The sequence below is a fragment of the Staphylococcus debuckii genome (assembly GCF_003718735.1).
Classification (GTDB): Bacteria; Bacillota; Bacilli; order Staphylococcales; family Staphylococcaceae; genus Staphylococcus; species Staphylococcus debuckii.
Genome location: NZ_CP033460.1, coordinates 628285 through 649476, shown reverse-complemented (window position 1 = coordinate 649476; position 21192 = coordinate 628285). Strand labels below are relative to the sequence as shown.

Annotated in this window: 17 protein-coding genes and 1 pseudogene; 3 read left to right on the top strand and 15 right to left on the bottom strand. The window is 36.0% G+C overall.

The window, feature by feature from the left end:
* Nucleotides 1–27: 27 nt before the first annotated feature.
* The gene (locus tag CNQ82_RS02835; protein WP_331712166.1) at nucleotides 28–381 is read right to left on the bottom strand and encodes a DoxX family protein; all 354 of its coding nucleotides are present in this window, start codon (nucleotides 379–381) and stop codon (nucleotides 28–30) included.
* A gap of 192 nt (nucleotides 382–573) precedes the next feature.
* Here CNQ82_RS02835 and fmdA point away from each other — a divergent pair.
* Both fmdA and CNQ82_RS02825 read left to right on the top strand, forming a co-directional pair.
* Nucleotides 574–1754, top strand: a pseudogene (gene fmdA / locus CNQ82_RS02830) (formamidase).
* The gene (locus CNQ82_RS02825) at nucleotides 1754–2011 is read left to right on the top strand and encodes a zinc ribbon domain-containing protein (RefSeq protein WP_123143995.1); all 258 of its coding nucleotides are present in this window, start codon (nucleotides 1754–1756) and stop codon (nucleotides 2009–2011) included. Before fmdA ends, CNQ82_RS02825 begins: the two are co-directional and overlap by 1 nt.
* Before the next feature lie 518 nt (nucleotides 2012–2529).
* On the opposite strand, the gene CNQ82_RS02820 is transcribed toward CNQ82_RS02825, so the two are convergent.
* Together CNQ82_RS02820 and CNQ82_RS13375 are read right to left on the bottom strand one after the other, a co-directional pair.
* Nucleotides 2530–3042 (bottom strand): MOSC domain-containing protein, encoded by a 513-nt coding sequence (locus CNQ82_RS02820; RefSeq protein WP_240624915.1) that lies wholly within the window; start codon nucleotides 3040–3042, stop codon nucleotides 2530–2532.
* Between the two features lie 65 nt (nucleotides 3043–3107).
* Nucleotides 3108–3236 (bottom strand): hypothetical protein, encoded by a 129-nt coding sequence (locus tag CNQ82_RS13375; protein ID WP_276308800.1) that lies wholly within the window; start codon nucleotides 3234–3236, stop codon nucleotides 3108–3110.
* Nucleotides 3237–3404: 168 nt separating this feature from the next.
* Between CNQ82_RS13375 and CNQ82_RS02815 the strand changes: the two genes are divergently transcribed.
* Nucleotides 3405–4295 carry a fructose bisphosphate aldolase gene (locus tag CNQ82_RS02815; RefSeq protein WP_123143994.1) on the top strand — a complete coding sequence of 297 codons (891 nt, stop codon included), beginning with the start codon at nucleotides 3405–3407 and terminating at the stop codon, nucleotides 4293–4295.
* 259 nt (nucleotides 4296–4554) lie between these two features.
* Here CNQ82_RS02815 and CNQ82_RS02810 read toward each other — a convergent pair whose 3' ends face one another.
* The 12 genes from CNQ82_RS02810 to CNQ82_RS02755 form a co-directional block, all read right to left on the bottom strand.
* On the bottom strand, nucleotides 4555–4650 hold the full coding sequence (locus CNQ82_RS02810; protein ID WP_123143993.1) for a type I toxin-antitoxin system Fst family toxin: 96 nt from the start codon (nucleotides 4648–4650) through the stop codon (nucleotides 4555–4557).
* A 172-nt stretch (nucleotides 4651–4822) separates the two neighbouring features.
* Nucleotides 4823–6550, bottom strand: coding sequence for an ABC transporter ATP-binding protein (locus tag CNQ82_RS02805; RefSeq protein ID WP_123143992.1), 1728 nt, complete (start codon nucleotides 6548–6550; stop codon nucleotides 4823–4825).
* On the bottom strand, nucleotides 6550–8292 hold the full coding sequence (locus CNQ82_RS02800; protein WP_123143991.1) for an ABC transporter ATP-binding protein: 1743 nt from the start codon (nucleotides 8290–8292) through the stop codon (nucleotides 6550–6552). The genes CNQ82_RS02805 and CNQ82_RS02800 overlap by 1 nt, the downstream gene beginning before the upstream one ends.
* Complete coding sequence (locus CNQ82_RS02795) at nucleotides 8285–9760, bottom strand: ABC transporter ATP-binding protein (RefSeq protein WP_123143990.1); 1476 nt, start codon at nucleotides 9758–9760, stop codon at nucleotides 8285–8287. Before CNQ82_RS02795 ends, CNQ82_RS02800 begins: the two co-directional genes overlap by 8 nt.
* A gap of 9 nt (nucleotides 9761–9769) precedes the next feature.
* The gene (locus tag CNQ82_RS02790; RefSeq protein ID WP_123143989.1) at nucleotides 9770–10474 is read right to left on the bottom strand and encodes an energy-coupling factor transporter transmembrane component T; all 705 of its coding nucleotides are present in this window, start codon (nucleotides 10472–10474) and stop codon (nucleotides 9770–9772) included.
* Nucleotide 10475: 1 nt separating this feature from the next.
* Nucleotides 10476–11057 carry an MptD family putative ECF transporter S component gene (locus tag CNQ82_RS02785; protein ID WP_123143988.1) on the bottom strand — a complete coding sequence of 194 codons (582 nt, stop codon included), beginning with the start codon at nucleotides 11055–11057 and terminating at the stop codon, nucleotides 10476–10478.
* A gap of 122 nt (nucleotides 11058–11179) precedes the next feature.
* Nucleotides 11180–11809: a TetR/AcrR family transcriptional regulator gene (locus CNQ82_RS02780; protein ID WP_123143987.1), complete on the bottom strand. Its 630-nt coding sequence runs from the start codon at nucleotides 11807–11809 to the stop codon at nucleotides 11180–11182.
* Nucleotides 11810–11904: 95 nt separating this feature from the next.
* Nucleotides 11905–14775, bottom strand: coding sequence for a DEAD/DEAH box helicase (locus CNQ82_RS02775; RefSeq protein ID WP_123143986.1), 2871 nt, complete (start codon nucleotides 14773–14775; stop codon nucleotides 11905–11907).
* Nucleotides 14776–14781: 6 nt separating this feature from the next.
* Nucleotides 14782–15174: a (deoxy)nucleoside triphosphate pyrophosphohydrolase gene (locus tag CNQ82_RS02770; protein ID WP_123143985.1), complete on the bottom strand. Its 393-nt coding sequence runs from the start codon at nucleotides 15172–15174 to the stop codon at nucleotides 14782–14784.
* A 223-nt stretch (nucleotides 15175–15397) separates the two neighbouring features.
* On the bottom strand, nucleotides 15398–15964 hold the full coding sequence (locus CNQ82_RS02765) for a DUF488 domain-containing protein (RefSeq protein WP_123143984.1): 567 nt from the start codon (nucleotides 15962–15964) through the stop codon (nucleotides 15398–15400).
* Nucleotides 15965–16058: 94 nt separating this feature from the next.
* Nucleotides 16059–18227: a bifunctional glycosyltransferase/CDP-glycerol:glycerophosphate glycerophosphotransferase gene (locus CNQ82_RS02760; protein WP_123143983.1), complete on the bottom strand. Its 2169-nt coding sequence runs from the start codon at nucleotides 18225–18227 to the stop codon at nucleotides 16059–16061.
* Nucleotides 18228–18503: 276 nt separating this feature from the next.
* The gene (locus CNQ82_RS02755) at nucleotides 18504–21134 is read right to left on the bottom strand and encodes an MMPL family transporter (protein ID WP_123143982.1); all 2631 of its coding nucleotides are present in this window, start codon (nucleotides 21132–21134) and stop codon (nucleotides 18504–18506) included.
* Between the last annotated feature and the right edge of the window lie 58 nt (nucleotides 21135–21192).

Genomic DNA, 21192 nt, shown 5'->3' with positions numbered 1-21192 from the left:
TTTTAGAATCAGGCAAAATATTGATTATTATAGTTTTTTCACAATCCACATAAGCACGAATTGTAATGGCAATCTACCGTAAAGTCCCCATTTCGGAACTTCTTGGTCGCCTAGTGGTAATTTTTTGCGTGCCATGTAGATATTGGCTGGAAAGACTGCTAGCAGGAATGCGTTGATAGCGCGTTTAGTCCATTTGCATGGTCGTTTCCAAAATAGCAGTATGCCGAAAATGATTTCGAACACGCCTGTAACGTATACTGCTGTTTTGCGCAGTGGTAAATATTTGGGCACGATATTTGTGAAGCCGTCTGGTGCCACAAAGTGCATGACTCCTGCTGTGCCGAATAGTCCGCCGATTAAAAATCTCAGAATTTTCTTCACTGGAAATCCCTCCTCTCTTCTATTAATACCACATCGGTCTTAGTTTTATCTACATATCAATTTACGGTTTTTTTAAAATATTTACAAAAATTTCTGAATATTTGGTTTAATATGTAACTTTTTGAGGAATAAGGCTTCTAGTACGGCAGAATTTTTTTCAGACATAAATTTTTTCGACAAGGGGGTAGGCGAATGCCTAAGAAATTATTTAGTGTAGATTTGAATAAGAAAATGGATCAACAGGCTCATCCTGGACATAATCGATGGCATCCAGATATTCCAGCAGTCTTTTCAGTAGACCCAGGAGAGTCTTTCCGCATGGAATGTTTAGACTGGACAGATGGCCAAGTCGGCAATAATGACAATCCAAGCGATATCAAGTATGTGAATTTGAACCGTGTACATGTGTTAAGCGGTCCAGTTCATGTTAATGGTGTAGAACCTGGCGACTTATTAGTGGTAGATATCTTAGATATTGGAGCTTTTCCGGAACATGAATGGGGATTTAACGGTATCTTTGATAAAACAAACGGCGGCAGTTTCTTAGTTGACCATTATCCAGATGCTCAGAAATCTATTTGGGATTTCAATGGTATCTATGCAACAAGCCGTCATGTACCTGGCGTCGAGTTCGTGGGATTAATTCATCCGGGTTTAATCGGAGTCGCTCCTTCGCAAGAAATGTTGGATGAATGGAATCGTCGCGAACCACTGATCCGAATCGTGAACCTGTATTAGCCAATTTACCGGAAGAAGATGCAGTAGTGCTCGGTTCTTTAAAAGGCAAAGACTTTGATCGTGTGGCTAAAGAAGGTGCGAGAACCGTTCCCCCAAGAGAGAACGGCGGTAATTGCGATATTAAGAACTTGTCGAAAGGGTCCCGAATTTATTTCCCAGTCTTCGTAGATGGTGCGAAATTATCTGTCGGTGACTTGCATTTTTCACAAGGCGATGGCGAGATTACTTTCTGTGGCGGTATTGAAATGCCCGGATGGATTGATTTACGTGTCAACGTGATTAAAAATGGCATGGAAAAATATCAAATTAAACAAAACCCTGCTTTCAAACCTGGTCCAGTAATGCCGAATTATACAGATTATATTGTATTTGAAGGCATTTCAGTGGATGAATTCAGCGGTAAACAGCAATATTTAGATGCGAATACTGCCTATCGCAATGCTTGTTTAAACGCAATTGAATTCTTAAAGACACGTGGCTTTACTGGTGAACAAGCGTACATGTTATTAGGTTCAGCGCCTGTACAGGGTACGGTTGCTGGAATTGTAGATGTACCTAACGCTTGTTGTACGATTGCAATCCCACGTGAAATATTCAACAACGATATCGTGCCAAGTTTGGAGCCAGATGAGTAATGCCAAACTACACATACGCATGTCCAAATCACGGTGAATTTACGTTGAATCAGTCCATGAATGCAAACCACGACTCTGCAGTTTGCCCGAACTGCAACACAACTTCTAATCGAGTGTTTGTCCCTTTTCACACCTATCAACTCGATTCTAAGTTGAAAAAGAAAATAGAGTCTGGAGCTGAACCGAAAGTAGTGAAGCGAGAAAATCTTCCGCTTCAACAAAAGCAAAAAACAAACCCGAGACCGTGGATGGTATAAGGTGCTGAAAGCCCGTCTGTCAATGTTACGCATTTCATCCATGTTCTCACCTCTAAAACCCATGTGTAACTGAAAAAAATACCAACGAATATTCTTGCCCTAGTTATTCGTTGGACGTCCTTGAAGGGAAAGGGACATCAATTATATCATCGTCCCCAACCCTACTCTGTGAACTAAGTTCTTTATTTACTTGATTCTTATCAGCCCTATAGAACAGGTAAATTGATAAATATACTAGATTGAGATTACCCTCCTCAATCTGACAATGCGATATTCAACCTATTTTCATAAATATTAAATAAGCCAAAATTGCACTTAATTAAAACCCACACACTATTGAAGATGTAAAGAGTGCAAAGGCACTAAATGATTAGGCAATCCTATTCCTTGACGAACATTAGTAATATCGCTCATGTGAAGATGTGCCGCAGATTTCCTACCCCTTCTTTGCGGTAAAATCTCATGAGTGTGTGATTTGGGAGACTTACGCTAGCCCAGCGTAAGTCTTTTCTTTTGTCTTAATACTCAATATTCGGACCATACAACCGTCTCGTATGATCTACCGTTTCCCCATTTAAAATTTGTGTAATTTCATCTTTCCAAGAAGTCGGCGTATAATCGCTTGCAAGCAACTCACGCAGCTTTTTCACATTATCGGTGTGATGATAAAGGACATCATTCATTTCTACTATGGTCCACTCTGCACACGGCTGCTCTATTAATTGGAAAACATCATGCTGCTGAATATTCCCTTCCTTTAATACTCGGAAATACCACCCTGTGCGTCCTGTTGCTTGAATACGATTGCCCCATTCAATCCAGCGTACGCGTCTCCCTGGCTTCCAACATGGTCTGCGAGGTTGCGAAACTTGTACAATTGCTTCTCCGATTTGATAAATGTCACCTATACAAACGGTAGTTTCATCCATATCAATGACCGAAACATTTTCCCCGTTTAACCCAGCTTCAAACTGGATAGCAGGATATTCAGCTGCCCACTTTTCATAATGACTTTTACTATACGCATACAAGGCTTTTTCGGGACCTCCATGGTGCTTCTTATCGCCTACATCGTCGCCTTCTAAACCAGTTTCTGTTAAAAAACAGCCTTTGTGGTCGGCTTTTTAAAAGCTGCTGTTGTCCATTCTTGATCTAGACGATTTTCAGCTTGTGAATCACCTATTTTTTGAATACCACCTATGAATAATTGATCAATTTGACTCACACGTTTCACCCTCTCTCAACGCTATTATAGCGACTTTTTAAAGAATTTTTAAAGGTAAGCGTTTTCTTAAGTTTTTTTGATGTAAAGTATTTGCGAAATCAATATTTTTTTACCATACTAGAGGTGTGAAAGAGATAAAGCAAAATGCGGAAAGAGGAGTGTCAATAAATGAACCAAGAACAATTTGACAAAATTAAAAATGGTAAAGGATTTATCGCAGCATTAGACCAAAGCGGTGGTAGTACTCCGAAAGCGCTAAAAGATTATGGCGTTGAAGAAAACGAATACTCTAACGATGAAGAAATGTTCAACCTAGTACACGAAATGCGTACTCGTATCATTACTTCACCTGCATTTGATGGAGAAAAAATCTTAGGTGCGATTCTTTTCGAACAAACTATGGACCGTGAAGTTGAGGGCAAATACACTGGTGCATATTTAGCAGATAAAGGTATCGTTCCATTCTTGAAAGTCGACAAAGGTTTAGCTGAAGAAACTGACGGCGTTCAATTAATGAAACCTATTCCAGACTTAGACAAATTATTAGATCGTGCGAACGAACGTGGTATCTTCGGTACTAAAATGCGTTCTAATATCTTAGAAAATAATAAAGAAGCAATTGAAAAAGTTGTTAAACAACAATTCGAAGTTGCAAAAGAAATTATCTCAGCTGGTTTAGTACCAATTATCGAACCTGAAGTTAATATCAATGCTAAAGATAAAGAAGCGATCGAAGCTAACTTAGCTGAAGCAATCAAAGCTGAATTAGATAACTTGAAAAAAGATCAATATGTAATGTTGAAATTAACTATTCCAACTAAAGTAAATGCTTACAGTGAATTAATTGAACATCCACAAGTTATCCGTGTAGTTGCTTTATCAGGCGGTTACAGCCGTGACGAAGCAAACAAAATCTTGAAACAAAATGACGGATTAATCGCAAGCTTCTCTCGTGCATTAGTATCTGACTTGAACGTTAAACAATCAGATGAAGAATTTAATAAAAATTTACAAGAAGCAATCGATTCAATCTTCGATGCTTCAGTAAACAAAGCATAATTTAAGGTTATGTTATTAAGCGAGCTCCTATGGGGCTCGTTTTTTTGATGCAGTTATTTTTCATGCTTCATTACTTGTAATATCAGATAGTTCTTATGTCATCAAAATATATTTAAATAACCTTCGAGTTGTGAAGCCTTGTATTTCTCCGCTAAATAGTGTTATAATATACAAGAAGAAAATCATTTGCATATATGCACCAATCCCCTCACTATTTGCGGTAGTGAGGGGATTTTTTGATGCGGCTTATTGTCGCTTTTTATTTATTACGTTTACTACTAAGCCAATAAGTAAAGTACGCAACTACACAGCCACTGATGACTGGCGCAATGATGTGTAAGAAAATCATTTGCATATTCAGCACCTCCTTCCGTCGAAATTATCGCCGGAAGCAAAAGCGACTTCAATATTATATCATCTATTAGTGTACAAATACATCTATTACTGACAAGTTGAATTATTTCTATTTTGTTTTCAAACACGCTACACAAAGAAACCTGACTCCACTACGAGCCAGGCTACATAATCTAAATTGTATTTTCAAAATTATACATTTTAGCGAATATACCATTATTTATTTTTAATAATTCATCTTTAGAGCCCTCTTCAATAATTTGCCCTTTATCTAATACTATAATTTTATCAGCATTTTCAATAGTCTTAAGTCTATGAGCAACTACTATTACGGTTTTATCTTTCACTAACTTTGTAAGAGCTTTCTGGACCTCATACTCATTCAATGAATCTAAAGAGGCACTTATTTCATCTAAAAATAAGATTGGTGTATTTTTTAAAAAAGCACGTGCGATTGATAACCTTTGACCTTCTCCTCCTGATAACCTTGAACCATTTTCTCCTATGATCGTTTGGTAGCCTTCTGGCAATTGTTGAATAAACTCACTACACCTTGCCATTTCAGCTGCTTGAATCACTTCTTCGTCAGTAGCACCTTGATTACCTATTCTAATATTTTCCATAATTGTTGTATTAAAGAGTGTTACATCTTGAAAAACGACTGATATCTTTTCATAGAACGCAGACGGTGATAAATTTTCAAGTTTATGTTTTCCAAAATAAATTGTTCCGCTATTATATTCATATAGCTTAGCTAATACGCGAAGCAACGTTGTTTTACCTGAACCTGAAGCTCCCACAACAGCAGTAATTCTATTCTCTTCAACTACAAAGTTGAGATTGTTTAAAATTATATTTTCGTTATAAGCAAAGGTTAAGTTTTGTATAGTAAAAGTTGAATCCTTATTATCAGGCTTCTCAGCTCCTTTTATTTCAGGTTCATTTAATAATTCGTTAATTCTATTGATTCTTACTTTAACATAACGTGATATAGCTGATAATTCGTATATTTGTATTATTAACGAATATAACCTGCTAAAAGAAATTAAGAAAATGATCAATAATACAAAAGAAATTTTATGCATAGCATAGTAATAAGCAGTTGTAACAATTACAATACCTATTCCTGAAGTTAATAAAATATTAATTAACCCTTGTGATATAACGCCGGGAATCTCAGACTTCATATGCATTTTTTCTTGTGATTTTAATAACTTTTTAATTTTATCTAAAGCTTTTTCTTTTTGATTTAATAGACGCGTTTCCTTTATCATTTCAATCTGTTCTTGATATTGCTCACTTTGATAAGTCAACGTTTTTAAATAACTTTGATAAGCATGAATCTCGTATTTTTTAGAAACTAGAAATACAATATATGAAAGTGGAATAACTAAGGAACATAGAAGAGTAATAGTAAGATTTAATGTTGATAAACCAATTAAAAAAAGTACAATAATTGGCAGTAATCCTGTTATTTTAGGTAAAGCATGAGATAAAAACATTTCTAAATCGCCAATATCATTTAATAAAATATTGCTCGTTTCAGCAGCGGATTTTCTTGAAAAATAAGAAACTGGTAACTTGTAGAGTTTTTCAGCAATATTCATTCGTGTATTTTCACTTTCTTTATAGGTATTAATAAAGTTGCTAGAATAACTCAAATAATTAAAAATGTACATCAAAACAATGATGACTGCAGCTGAAATTAAGTAAGTCTGCCAACGAATAGCATTATAATTCGAATTATTTATATACATGTCTAACTCGTATAAAAAATAGATAAACAAGACCATTGGAAGCATATTACAAATATTATTCAACAGTTCAAAAATAACTGATATAATATAATTCTTTGCGCCTTGATCTGACAAGGCGAATTTGTTTTTAATATATTTCATCATTAAGACTCACCTAACTTCCACATCTTAGTTTGTCTATATCTCTCAAACATTGTTTTATAAATACCGTCCTCTAACAAGAGCTCTTGATGAGAACCTTTTTGTATAATTTTTCCTTGATCCATGACAAGGACTTGTTGTGCCATTTTAACTAGATTTAACTTATGGGAAATAACGACCACAGTTTTTTCTTTCACTAGTTCTTCGAGGATACATTGAATTTTATATTCATTAACCGGATCAATCGAAGCGGTCACTTCATCTACAATTAAAAATTCAGTATTTCTTAATAGTGCTCTACATAACACTAGACGCTGTATCTCCCCGCCTGATAATTTCACATGTTGTCCACCAATCACAGTGTTCAATCCTTTAGGCAACTTTTCTATGATATCTTGACATTGTGCTTTTTGTACAGCTTCCTCAATATCCTTGTCAGTAATATTTTCGTTTACGAGTTTTAAATTATCGTAAATAGATATATTATATAATTTCATACCTTGAAAAACATAGGTCATATAATTCATATAATCAACTTCGTTAATATCTTTTAATTCTTGTTCGCCTATCTTAATACTTCCTTCATAATTACCGTACATCTTACTAAGCACTTTTGCTATAGTAGACTTTCCAGAGCCAGATGAACCAACAATTGCTACGATACTTTTAGTAGGTATAGAAAAATTAATATCTTTTAAAGCATATTTATCGCTATCATAAGTAAAACTTAAATCTTTTACCTCTATATTCCCCCCTATTTTTTTATTTGAACTTTCATCAAATTGATTAAAATTATAATTACTGAATATATTTTCCACTTCGCCCACTATCTGAATAGCCAGCGAAACATTTTCACCCGTATTCATAATTTTGGATAGAAATAATACAATCTGACCATTTACAAGTACTGTAAAGATAATCGAAACATAAAATTGGTTGAAGTCTGTAGAATGTGTAATGAAAGGCAACGTTGCCAATAAAATTAAAATACTGACTCCGTGTAGTAGAATCTGGTTAATTACATAAGGAACTCTTGCTGAGAATGCATAATTTGTAGCCCACCTACTATAATCTCCTACACTTTTTTTGAAATTTAAAAATCTTTTAAATGAAGCATTGAAAATTTTTATTACTTGTATCCCACGAATATATTCAGTACCATCAGAAATCATCTGATTTAATGAATTTAAGAACTTTTTCATATTATTGACTTTGCCGACCATTAAATAGATTAAGAATAAAGCTGCTAATATTATAACTAGCATAGTCAGGCCCATTACCCAATTAATAGTAAAAAGAAAGATTAAAATAATAATGGGAGAAATTAAAATTCCTACTAAATCAGGTAAATTATGTGCTATAAAAACATGTGTTTTAGCGGCGTTGTCATCAATCGTTTTACGAATTGTTCCAGATTGATTATTATCGAAAAAAGCTAATTCAACATTCATTAATTTCTCGATTCCATAATCTCTCATATTTCTTTCTACACCAAATGCACTCATATGGCTTAAATATAAAGAAATAAAATATATAATTATCCCAATGATAATCGCAATACTAGCTAAAAGGCCATACTTCACTGCTTCGATATCTTCATTATGCACAATATTCATCAGTATTTTATAAATACTATAATAAGGTGTAAGCATTGCCACTACGCTTAAAGCTGAAAATATCAAAGATAATAAAATATACTTTTTGTATCCCCTCATATATCCATACAAAATTTTAATATTATTCAATTTTAAATTCACTTCCTTTAAAATAAAGGGTTGATTTTGATAAAGAATTATTATTTAATTCAAATTGATCACTTACTCGACCATTTTCAAGTACCACTACTTCATTTGCTAATCTCAGAAGAAAATCATAATCATGAGTGATAAGCAGAACAGTAAATTTCTTCTTTTTCATAAGTTTCTTAATTACTTCTACGATACGAATCATATTAAAATAATCTAATCCGCTAGTAGGTTCATCTAATATCAGTATTTCACTTTGTGCAATTACCCCTTCTCCAATAGCAACTCTTTGCTTTTCTCCTCCTGACAAATTTTGGGGATTCATTTCTTGATTAATTTCTAAATTTAATTCTTTCAACAGTTGGGTTGATTCACGTTCAAAATCTCTACATTTTTTACTGCAAATTTCCCATTCACTTAATACAGTATTAGCTGATAATTGATTATTTACATCTTGAAAAACCATGAATACTTCTTTTGACATCAAAATTTTATTATTTAAGAAAAAGAACTTATGAAAATAATTCTTTTCTAATCCTGCTAAATATTTAGCTAAGGTGCTCTTTCCACATCCATTATTACCGATTAAAGCAGTTACCTTACCTTTTGGAATTTTGAGGAAAGGTATATCTAATATACTATCTTCAGCATATTTATATTTAAATTTGATATTTTCAAATTCAATATAATCATTTGAATGATTTTTCTCATTATCATCGATAGTAAGCATAGGTGCCCAAGGGCTTCTTAGACCCACTTCGTTAAATTGCTTATTAGTCATCGTTGCAACTTCATTGTGGTTCAATATATCCGTAATCTCTCCGTTTTCTAATATAATCAATTCGTCCAATAAGTTTATTAAATATGACAGTCTATGTTCTGCCACAATAATAGTTTTTCCTTCACTTTTCCATACAGCAATGAGTTCTTTTATTTTTTGAATCGCTTGAATATCTAAATTAGCAGTCGGTTCATCAAGAAGGATAACGTCATGAGATAATATAGAAATTGAAGCACATGCTATAATTTGTTTTTGCCCTCCCGATAATTTTGAAATATCTTTATTTAAAAGATGACTAATATTCATTTTCTCTGAACACTTCTTGATTTGCTCTTTAATTAATTCAGGGTCCACTCCATTATTTTCTGATTCAAAAGCTAATTCATTAGTTGAATTCATACAGAAAAATTGAGCTTTAGGATTTTGAAAGACAGTGCCAGTAATCATGGAAATATCACTAAATGTTAGTTCTCGAATATCTTTTTCATTAATTGTGACTTCCCCTTCTATAGTTCCAGGAACAAAATGAGGGATCAATCCATTTAATATTTTTAATAAGGTCGTCTTACCGCAGCCTGATTTTCCTGCTAAAACAATTACTTTTCCACTTTCTATTAGTAAGTTAATATTTTTAAGTATTTTTTTGTCTTCTTGATATGAAAAATTCACATTATTTAACTTAATCATAATTCAACCTCACGTAATTAAATTAAAATATAGCAATACAATAGTAATCCCTAAAATTGCATAATCAATAAATTTCATTTTTAGTTGGATGATAGAAGTTCTCGTATTATTAATGTCTAAACCTCTTGTTAATACTGACATTGTTAAATCGTTGGAAATTCGTAAAGCACTATGAATAATCGGCACAAGTTGGGATATAACCGGCAAAGTTATAATATAAGAATCTGTGAAGTTAGCTTTCATTTTATTTGCACTTTTAATATAATGATGTTCTTCAATTAGAGTCGGTATAAATCTGAACATAATTGCTATTGAAATAATTAAACCTCTCGGCAATTTTAATAAATCTAATCCTCTTATAAATTTATCTACAGTTAAAGTGTTAATGATAAAATAACCCATCAATATAGAAGGTAAAAATCTCGTAACAATATTCGAAATAATATATCCGATTAATGTATACATATTAGAAGTCATCAGTCCTATTTTAATCTCATAGAGCCAACTTAAAAGTAAAATAATAAAAAACAAGCTACTCATTATCCACTTTTTAATCCAAAACAAAAGAAATACAGGTATTAAAATTACAGCTAATCTATAATAAATTCCTGGTCCTTCAATTTTTCCAATCATTGAAGCAATGGAGACAATAAGACTTAATATTAAACATATTCGAGGATCTAAAAATTTTTTATTTTCATTAGCAGCCCACATTTCAATTCACCAAATTGGTAAAATGTTTTTTCAACAGACCTCTCGAGATCCAAGCTCCAATAGCTGCTCCGATTACACAGACTAGGATTAAAACTGGAATCATTTCATAAGAAAATAACGTACTGATAGCAGTAACGTAATCTTTACCGTAACCTTTTTCTAATTGTTTAAAATAATTTTCTCTAACAAAGAAGAAAGGCGCAAATCCTCCTAAAACCCATAGTGAAAAAACACAATAACCGCTTAATAAATTCATCCAATTTTTATAACTGCCTAGTTTCATAATCCAATCGCCAATGATTCCTGCTGGCAACGATATTAATATGCCGAACCAAGGATGACCCGTCACGAGCATGAAAAGAGTTAGTATCACAGCTGTAATCGAAAGAACTCCAAATTTTCTAGTTTTAGAAATTAATATAAATATAGGCAAAGCACACGCTAATCCTATAGCACCTGGATAAATAAAGAGCAATATCGGAATGAACCCCATCATACCTACTATCATAAAAATAACAATATAGATAGCAGTAAATACTCCGATATTAATGTAATCCTTAACGTTAATTTTTTCATTTTGCATAAAAGTTACCTCCTTTAGATAACAGTGTAATCTTAAAGATTAAAAAATAAGATAACAGTGTTATCTATTAGTCAAAAAATAAATGAGAATCAATCTCATTTATGATTATAGTCTTAACTTTCTTAATTAGCAAGACTTTTTATATTCATAAAATTAAACCAACCCGGCAACACAAAATCATGTAAATCAGTAGATAATTCCTTTGTTTTTTCCCTACTAAACTGATGTCGCAAAACATCTAACATTGCCGCAAAATACGCATAAGTATAAAAATGAACTTTCTCTTTGTTGAGTGGTTCAGAATTAGGAAAAAGGACCTTGTAAAATTTATGAGTATTTTCTTCGCTGTACTGTGTTACTTTTTCAAGTATATTCTCATATTTTGTACCTTGGGCATTAAAAAATAATAAAGTAAACACCTCATAGTTATCATAAAACAAATCAATAAAGATATACATTTCATCATTGTTAGCGGCCCATTTTTTTACCACATCTTGTTTAGTATTAAATTCAAAAAAGTCAGTATATCTCTTTTGGTAAGCTTCTTTCATTTTAATAATAAGAGGCATAACAATTTCTCTAAAAATTTCTTCTTTATTTTTAAAGTGTTTATAAAAAGCTCCTGTCGTCACTTCTGCATCGCGACAAATCTGTCTTAACTTTGTTTGATCAAATCCATTTGCTAAAAAATTTTTCAAACTCACTTCTAACAATTTTTTATGGGTTTCTTCATAATTACGTGTAATAGCCAATTAATTTAATTCCTTTCGATTAATGCTTATCTTAAATATACCCTATTTTCTCACTAGAGAAAAACCTGACTCCACTATGAGCCAGGTTTCTACCTTTATTTCTCTACTAAATAGCGATATACATCATCACGAACGGGTGTGTCCATAGCCAAATGCATGGTTACTACATTTTTACCGTCTGGCATTTGTGCGTCTTCAGCGGTTCCTTCTATATAGCGGGCGGTTCCTAAATAATAGAAATTTTTGCCGTCTGCATCTTCTTTTTTCACAAACATATACATGGGTGTCTCTAATTCTTGATGATGGATCACATTTTGTACTTCTGGCGACTTCAATGAACGATTAGAACGTGTGAACCACTTCAGTTCATCTTGATTTAAAAATTCATCTTCATAGGCAGTAGTTTCACTAATATCTTCTTTTTTGTGATACGTAATGAAGACAGGCAGTGTTTGGTATTTTTGTTTATAACCATAAACAGTCGCAGATTCATCATTCTGCCAATTCATAATGCGCACAAAATCTTTTCTTGAGTATTTCTGATAGAGTTGTAAGCTATTACTATTATGATAATGATTGATGTGTTTATAATGTGCAAGTTGCATCAAATCATCCAAATGCGCCCGAAATGCTTTATTTTGCATATTCTTTTTAAAGTGCTCGCTCAATTGAATTTTTTTACCGTGATGCTTGATATTAATAATAGGCGGCCCGTAATGTTTATCGGTTCCTTTTTTAAAGAAGGATTGATCGAGTATTCTTAAACTTGTTTGTACGTCCGCTTCACTAATCTCACTATCTCTTGCTTGTAGCTTCTTCACTAAACTTTCGAAACTCTCATCTTGTTCTGACAACACCTCAATCGTCATATAATCCGAACTCTTCAAGCCTTGAGCCAATTCTTTGGACATGAAGGTCAAGTTTTTAGAGGCACTCTCAGAAATGCGGGGTGTCACTTGAGCTTTCTTTTCTAAAAAGATTTCGTAGTTCGCGAATTTCGACAAAAGAACGTCTGGATCTAGGGAATTCTGTTCGATAAAGTCCATCAGGGTCGGGGTTCTGCCGATACGATTCTTCACGTTCTGGTAAGCTTCTACAATCATTTTCATTTCGTTTAGGGTCGCGCTTTGTATGGATTCGAAGACTTTTTTCTTCGCGACTTCTTCAAAATTGATGGTCGACACGCCTCTTAGGGGTGCGTTATCCGTCAAGAATTTACGGTAATTGTCTTTGTTGTGTGAATGGTCGCCTGATAACGCAATCGGAATCAGATAGTTGTTCTTATAATTGCCGATGAAATCAATGACGGTCACGTAATCTTTGTTGGCACTTTTACGCAGGCCGCGTCCGAGCTGCTGGACAAAAATAATGCTGGATTGCGTTCCTCTCAACATGACGACTTGGTTGATTTCAGGTATATCGATCCCTTCATTGAAAAGGTCAACGGTGATAATGTAATTAATTTCTCCGTCTTTAAGCTGTTGAATCACGGTATTTCGGCGTTGCTGTGAATCTGAACCTGTTAAAGCAGTCGTTGTTATCCCTTGCTGAGTGAGTTTTTCAGCGAGTTCTACCGCTTCATGTTTACGGCTGACAAAGATCAACCCTTTCAGCACGTCGCCGGAATAACCATAATAGTGCGTCCGGTCAAGTATATATTTCACGCGTTCGTCTGAAGTCAGATACCGCAACTGACTATTATCATCTACTACCATTCCGTCTTGGACATAGTCGGAAACGCCAAAGTAATGAAACGGGCAGAGGATTTCACTTTCCAAGGCTTTTTGCAGACGAATTTCGTAAGCGACATTATAATTGAATTGTTCAAAGATATTCAAATCATCGGTACGTTCTGGTGTCGCTGTCATACCTAGCATAAATTGCGGTTTGAAATAATGGAAGATGCGCTGATAAGTGTCGGCGGCTGAACGATGGGCTTCATCAAAGACAATATAGTCGAAAGCTGCCGGGTCGAATTGCGTATGGATCTGTTCTTTGGACAACGTCTGCACAGTCGCAAATAAATATTTCGCATCCATATCTTTATGCTGGCCAGATAATTTGCCGAAAGCCGAAGCGGGTTCTGTGGTTAAGACTTTCTGGTAAGCCCGCATCGCATCATTCAAGATGGTTTCGCTATGCACTACGAAAAGGAAACGCTCAGGTTCTGCTTGGCGGACGTCGAGAGCAGACATAATCGTCTTCCCTGTTCCGGTTGCCGAGATTATCAGTGCTCGGTCCTCTCCTCGTGCGCGTACGCTGCTCAAAGATTGCAATGCCTCGACTTGCATTAAGTTAGGCTCAATCTGTGCCGCTTCATCCACACGATTAATCATCTCAGTTTGTCTTTGGCTATCTTCAAACACGCGTTGCACTGCTTGCGGTTGATACACTTCGCGGTAATACGCAATCCACTCTGGTGTTAAGGGCGTACTCTGATTCCATAAGTCCGTGAATTGATGCTTCACACGATGCACTAAGTCTCCATTTTGATGGGTTGAAAAAAGAATATTATGTTCATAATTCACTTTAAGTGCATTGGAAGTTAAATTTGAACTGCCAACGATTAAGGATGAAAATTGATCATGTTCGAAAATATATCCTTTTGCATGAAATCCTGGCACTTCTGTTAAACGGACCTCAACATTTTCCAACTTTAATAATTCTTCATACATTTTCGGTGTATTGAATCCGAGATAATTCGAAGTCAGTATTTTGCCTTTGACTCCTTTTTGCGCGAGATCATAAAGGTGTGCTTTTAAGCTCGCTAAACCGCTTTCTGTAATGAACGCGACTGAAATCATAAATGATTGGCATTTTTGCAATTCATCAATGACCGTCGATAATACATTTTCTTCTGCGTTATTAATTAATAGTTTCGGTACATGATGGCCTTGATGCACAATGGAACGGTCGATAAATCCTTTATGCAAGGAGTATTTCAAATCATCGATAGCATTTTCCATAGGCCATTAACCCTTCTCAACCAATAAATCGACTGTCGGAACGTCTGCCGGTGCCCACTCCAGTTGATGCAAGTCTTCTACGCTCAACCATTGGATTTGGCTATGTTCAGTAAGCGTTGGCATTTGTGCTTGCAATTTGCATTGATATGTAGTGAGTTGAATAATCGCAAAGTCATATTCATGCGTCGTCGTCGTAATTTTCTCTCCGACCTCTAAATCACATTTCATCTCTTCTCGGATTTCGCGTTTCAAGGCTTCGACATCTGATTCGCCTTGTTCAATCTTACCGCCCGGAAATTCCCATAATAAGGGCAAACTCATTTGTTTACTGCGTTGTGCGCATAATATTTTGTCATGGTCATAAATGACTGCGCCTACCACTTCGATTAATTTCTTCATTCCTAATCCCTCGCTTGCTAGAATATTCACTTCTTATAAGCAGGATCTCATTTTTCAGGATAGAATGCCATATAATTGCAGCGGATTTGTGAACTTTTTCTAAAAAAAAATACTGGGAGAGTTGGGCAGAATTTGATATGGGGTTGAATGGTGGCGTGGTCGTTGTTCCAATTTTGCAGATATATTGGACACGTTGCTCTCCATCTTGGCCAATATATCCGCATCAATCTGTATTTTCTGGATACACTACTTCTCCATCATCTTCTATAATCGGCATAGCGCCCCATTGTCCTAATCGATGTTCTTGCGTAATAATGTCACCTTTATTATTTTGCATAATATGCAACACTTTCCATCCTTTGGCGACCAGATAATTACTCACAATTAACCGATGGCAACGTGCCGGATGATGTTCGGCGCACATATAAGCAGTCCGCTTCTCTTCCGCAATTTTTTCTAAAGTATGAATTCCATCCTTAAACGCATCTGTCAAAGTATAGTCGGCATAATTATGGAAGGATTCATTCTGCCAGCCTGCATTGAGCGAACGGCCGACTGTATTGCTCGGACGGCGTCTGCCCCCTAGCTCAGGGTCTTGACGATATTCAATACCGGCCTCCTCCAGCCATTCCCGCATCTGCGCATCATTGAATTGCGGATATTTGCGACTCTTGGTAAAGGCTCTAATATCTTCCAAGGCTTCGATATCGAAAGTCTGAAGCATCTTTAAGAATGTCGCTTGATCATGATTTGAATGGCCGATAGAATAAATCACTTTTTCTGTACTCATCGCGTTCACCTCTCTTTTACTATAGCCCTTTTCTGGAAAAGAAAGCATATGAAAAGCAGAACCGCCTAAGTGAGGGACTCTGCTCGACATACTACTATTTATTTTGTTCTATATGATTATGAATCATGTCACCGATATATTGAGAAGCTTTACCGTTTTCAATGCTGCAGAAGCGGTCGTAAAAGGCATCGATTTTCTCTTGATAGTCCCTTTTCACTTTCGGAATATCTTTCAAGCTTTCTGACAATGCATGCGGATCAGTAAATATAGGACCCGGTAAATCATTTTTATAGTCCATGTAGAAGCCACGCAGTCCTTTATCATACTTTTCAATATCGTACGCAAAGAAGAATTGCGGGCGTTTCAAGATGCCGTAATCAAACATGACTGACGAATAATCTGTAATTAAGGCGTCTGAAATCAAGAAAATTTCTGATGTGTCTTCATAATTAGAAACATCGATTGCAAAATCTTCGTAGCCGCTTAAGTCTAAAGCGTTCGCTATTAAATAATGCATGCGCAGTAATATCACATATTCATCACCGATTTGTTGTTGCAAGTGATCTAAATCGATTTGTAGTTTAAATAAATACTGACCTCTCTTGATAAATTCATCATCACGCCAAGTCGGTGCGTAGGTGATGACTTTCTTATCTTGAGGAATGTTCAAGTTTTCTCTGATTTCATTTATATAAGCTTGATCATCTTGGCGATTGACCAGCACATCATTACGTGGATAACCGATTTCTAAGATGCGTTCTGGATTCATCCAAAAGGCAGACTCGAAAATTTCTGTGGAATAACGGTTGGGTGAAATTAAATAATCCCAGCGCTCTGTTTCCTCTTTGAAATGACGTTTATAAGCTGATGTTGTAGTTCCAGGCATACGTACCACTTTCATATCATTAGCCAAGCGTTTCAAAGGTGTGCCGTGCCAAGTTTGAATGTATGTCTGGTTTGCTTTTTTATTCAAATATAATGGCATGCGGGCGTTGGCTACCCAGTAATGGGCATCCGAATAGGCTTTATAATAAGCTTTCGAACCCCGCTTCACCTTTTGCGCATTTCCTGGCACAGCGTGTGCAGAAGGTTTTTTAAAGGACCAAACATAATTATAGTAAGGATATTTCTCCTGCATATATTCATAAATATATTTAGGACTATCGCTATAATTTTTACCGCCGAATGTTTCAAAGACGATAGTAGTATTCTCCACATTTTCCCGTGCATCTGTCAGTTCATAAATAGAACGATTCTTGCCTTTTTGGTTCAAGACAATATTTTTCATGAGACGAATCCATTCTCGTGTACGGTTGACAGTATAAGCTGCTTTCGGTTGACGCAACATGAGAAAGAGCATTTCAACTTTGAATAAGGCGCCACCTTGTTCGAGAAGCGGTCTTTTAATTTTGCGTGCTAATTCGACCAAAGTATTTTCATGTTGTGCATAATGGAATCCAATATCCTTTTGCGCCGGATCAAACACATGGCGGATTTTCTTCGCCATTTTATCTGTCAAGAAGCGCTTCACTTTCTTATTCTTCGTCTTTTGCACAGTATGCAGATAACTATCCGCGTAATCTTCGAATAATTCATCGGCATCTTGTGCAGTCAATTTCTCAGTTTCAAACGGGTCATAAACTTCGCCTCTATAATAAAATGGGAAACCAAAGATACGCACGAACCGATTTACATATGGAAGATAATCCACTACAAATGAATTATCGACATAGGTTTTCAAATGCTCGTCGAATTGTAAATTATGTGCTTGCACAATTGCTGTTTTAAACAGGATATTACATGCTGTATTCTTACGTAAAAAGGAATTCGGATTGTGCTTGGCCTTCATATATTCCAATCTGACTTTATTGGGGTCGATGTACTGCGGTCGATTGACACTGAAATTATTAATTGGCGCAATTAATGCATCGAGCCCATTGATATTTTTCAAATAAAAATTAATCGCGTACGTTGCTAGTTGATCATCTGCATCTAAGAACATAAAGTAAGGTGTCGTTACGTCTTGCATCGCCAAATTTCTAGCATGCGCATGTCCTTGATTTTCTGGCAAGTTGATATAATGGATAGATTTATCATAATCTTCGAGTGCTTCTTTTAAAATAGTTTCTGAATCATCAGTAGAACCGTCATTCACGATGATTACATCAAAATTTTGATTACGTTGTTGCTTCAAACTTTCAATACAATCACGAATATATTCTTCTGAGTTATAGTAAGTAATGATAACCGTTAAGTCATTCATTGTATGTTGCTCCTTGTCTGTATATAGAAATAACATTGATTGGCTGCTTCGAGTGTGAAGCAGAATACAATCTAGAATTATATTTTATTTCCCATAAAATTGAAAATAATAAACCTTCTCTTATATATGTTAATCGCATCTTATTTATTTGCAAACCTTGATATATCAACTATTTGGCACTACTTATACTCGATTTGTTAAATCTTTTTAAAAGTTTTTGGAAACAAAGTAAGGGAGCTGGGACATAACAATGTCCGGCTCCGCTTGCTTTAACTACTATTTATTGTTTTTGTTAATTAAGTGTTTGATAATATCGTTCATTTCGCTGATGTTCTTGCTTTGTTGGCTTAAGAGACGATATAAATCTTCGCGTTGTTGTGCATTTGGCGTGCTATATCTTGTTGTTCCATTACCTTGAATGATACTTGGTGCTTCTGTAGTGTGCGGATGATTTTCATCATGACCGACCTCATTATAGCCGCTGCCACTATGTGGATGCAGACTGCGTTGGGAGGTGTCTTCCATTTCTCCCTGCTCTCCAGAGTTTTCTTTTCCAGTATATTCTCGGTAAATTTCTGGTGCATGATCTTTCGCATACAGCAGCAACGCGTCATAGATAAGGTGGTTCGGTTGGTCTGTTGTGTTGCGCAATTGTTTGTAAAGGTTGCGTGTATCTGCGGTTTCCTCGTTGACTACACTGTATTTGCGACGTTGTGCTGCGCGTTCTTCTTGTTCTGTAATGTAATCTTCGCGTGGCATCATGTCTTCTAAGGCATGTCCTTCGATATCGATTTTCGGCAAGATACGGTTCAACCATGCTGGCAGGTACCACGCTGCTTTGCCGAATAAAGCGGTAAGTGCTGGAATCATCAATAATCTGACCACAAAGGCATCGAAGAAGACACCGAATGCGAGTGCGATACCCATTGTCTTAATCATCACGTCGTCTTGGATGGCAAAGGCCATGAAGACGCTTATCATGATAAGGGCTGCCGCAATGATTACAGGGCCGCTTTCTCGGATACCCACTTTAATTGAGTGTTTGTTATCGCGAGTTCGACTATACTCTTCGTGAATTCGGGACATTAAGAATACTTCGTAGTCCATCGCTAATCCGAAGAGGATACCGATGACGATGACTGGCAGGAAGGCTAGGACAGGAGCGGTCTCGTGGACACCGAAAAGTTGTTTCATAAAGCCTTCTTGCATGACGAGTGTTGTAAATCCAAGTGTAGCAGTTAAGGAGAGCAAGAAGCCGCCTACTGCTTTCAATGGAATGATAATTGAACGGAAGACGAGCATTAATAATAAGAATGCTAATGCAACGATGATACCTGCAAAGACAGGAATCGCATTGTTCAATTTCTTAGACATGTCTAAGTTGATTACGCTTTGGCCTGAGATTTCAGTTAAGAAGCTGTATTTATCTTTGGCATCATCATGATAGTCTCGCAAGTCTTTCACGAGATCATCTGTGCCTTTGGCTTGCGGTCCTTTATCTGGAATAACTGTAATCAAGGCATAGTCATTGTTTTTACTCATTTGCGGTGGAGTCACCATGTCGACATTATCCATGTCTTTGATGTCTTTGCTTAATTTTTTCAAGTCTTTTTGCATTTCTTCTGGATTGTCTTTTTTATCTTTAACATTCACAAGCATCGGAATTTTACCGTTAAAGCCTTCTCCGAACTTGTCGCTCATTATGTCATAAGCTTTCTTTTGCGTGGTATGATCGGGTTTAACACCGTCATCTGGTATACCTAAACGCATTTGTGAAATCGGCATAGCAGCTAAACCTAAAATAATTACACCGACTAATACAGCTGCAAGCGGACTGCCAACGACAAAGCGAGACCAGCGTGTGTCTGCAGTTTTACGTGATTTGCGTTCTACTTTCGGTCGAATCGCTTTATGGAAAATACTGATTAGCGCCGGTACTAGCATCAGTGCACTGATTACTGCGAAGAAGACACTGATAGCTGACATGTAACCCATGATACCTAAGAATTTGATGCCGATAAGTCCAAGTCCGCAAACTGCGATAATTACGGTAATACCGGCGAAAATAACTGCGCCGCCTGCCGTACCAATTGCTAAACCGACTGCTTTAGGAACGTCGCGCTCTTCTTTAATAATTTGACGATATCGGAATAAGATAAAGAGTGCGTAGTCGATACCGACTGCGAGTCCAATCATGACTGCGAGTGTGAGCGTAACGTTCGGCACATCCACGATTTTAGTCATTAAACCGATAATGCTGACGCTGGTTACTAAGCCGACGACCGCTGAAATAATCGGTAATCCTGCTGCGACAAATGAACCGAATGTAATTAACAAGACGATAAAGGCTACTGCGATACCGATGATTTCTGAAGCACCACCTGTATCTACGCTGCCGCTCATACCATTACCTGTTAATTCAGTTTCCAGATTATGTTTATCTTTCAAGTCATCTAAATTATCTGTGACTTTATCTTTACTTTTATTACTTAAGGATGTAGCTGAAACATCATATTGAATATCTGCAAAGGCTGTAGTTTTATCTTTGCTGATTTGTCTGTTTTTATATGGATCTGTGATTTTATCTACATGTTTGTCATCATCTTTGATGTCATCTAAGGTTTTTTGAACGTCTTTCATGACGTCTTTTTTCACTATTCCATCTTTAGAATGTGATTTCATCACCACTGTAATGGTGGCTTTTTCACTATCTACATTAAAATGCTTTTCTATTTTCTTATTCGTGTCTATAGATTTTAAACCGGTCATTTTGATGTCGTTATCAAATTTGGGTTTATCTATTGCAATCGGTGAAAGTACTGCTGCAATTAAGACGACCCATGCGACAAGGGCCCACCATTTGTGTTTCGCAATAAATGAACCGATTTTATAAAGAAACTTTGCCAAAGTATTGCCTCCTCTTTAAATATACAGTATAGTTTATTCTACACAGTAGATTAATTAC

Excerpts from the sequence above, each read along its gene's own strand:
- CNQ82_RS02765 (WP_123143984.1), bottom strand. The coding sequence starts at position 15,964 with ATGAGTACAGAAAAAGTGATTTATTCTATCGGCCATTCAAATCATGAT.
- CNQ82_RS02810 (WP_123143993.1), bottom strand. The coding sequence starts at position 4,650 with ATGCAAATGATTTTCTTACACATCATTGCGCCAGTCATCAGTGGCTGT.
- CNQ82_RS02795 (WP_123143990.1), bottom strand. The coding sequence starts at position 9,760 with ATGATTAAGTTAAATAATGTGAATTTTTCATATCAAGAAGACAAAAAA.
- CNQ82_RS02785 (WP_123143988.1), bottom strand. The coding sequence starts at position 11,057 with ATGCAAAATGAAAAAATTAACGTTAAGGATTACATTAATATCGGAGTA.
- CNQ82_RS02775 (WP_123143986.1), bottom strand. The coding sequence starts at position 14,775 with ATGGAAAATGCTATCGATGATTTGAAATACTCCTTGCATAAAGGATTT.
- CNQ82_RS02790 (WP_123143989.1), bottom strand. The coding sequence starts at position 10,474 with ATGTGGGCTGCTAATGAAAATAAAAAATTTTTAGATCCTCGAATATGT.
- CNQ82_RS02825 (WP_123143995.1), top strand. The coding sequence starts at position 1,754 with ATGCCAAACTACACATACGCATGTCCAAATCACGGTGAATTTACGTTG.
- CNQ82_RS02760 (WP_123143983.1), bottom strand. The coding sequence starts at position 18,227 with ATGAATGACTTAACGGTTATCATTACTTACTATAACTCAGAAGAATAT.
- CNQ82_RS02770 (WP_123143985.1), bottom strand. The coding sequence starts at position 15,174 with ATGAAGAAATTAATCGAAGTGGTAGGCGCAGTCATTTATGACCATGAC.
- CNQ82_RS02805 (WP_123143992.1), bottom strand. The coding sequence starts at position 6,550 with ATGATGAAATATATTAAAAACAAATTCGCCTTGTCAGATCAAGGCGCA.
- CNQ82_RS02815 (WP_123143994.1), top strand. The coding sequence starts at position 3,405 with ATGAACCAAGAACAATTTGACAAAATTAAAAATGGTAAAGGATTTATC.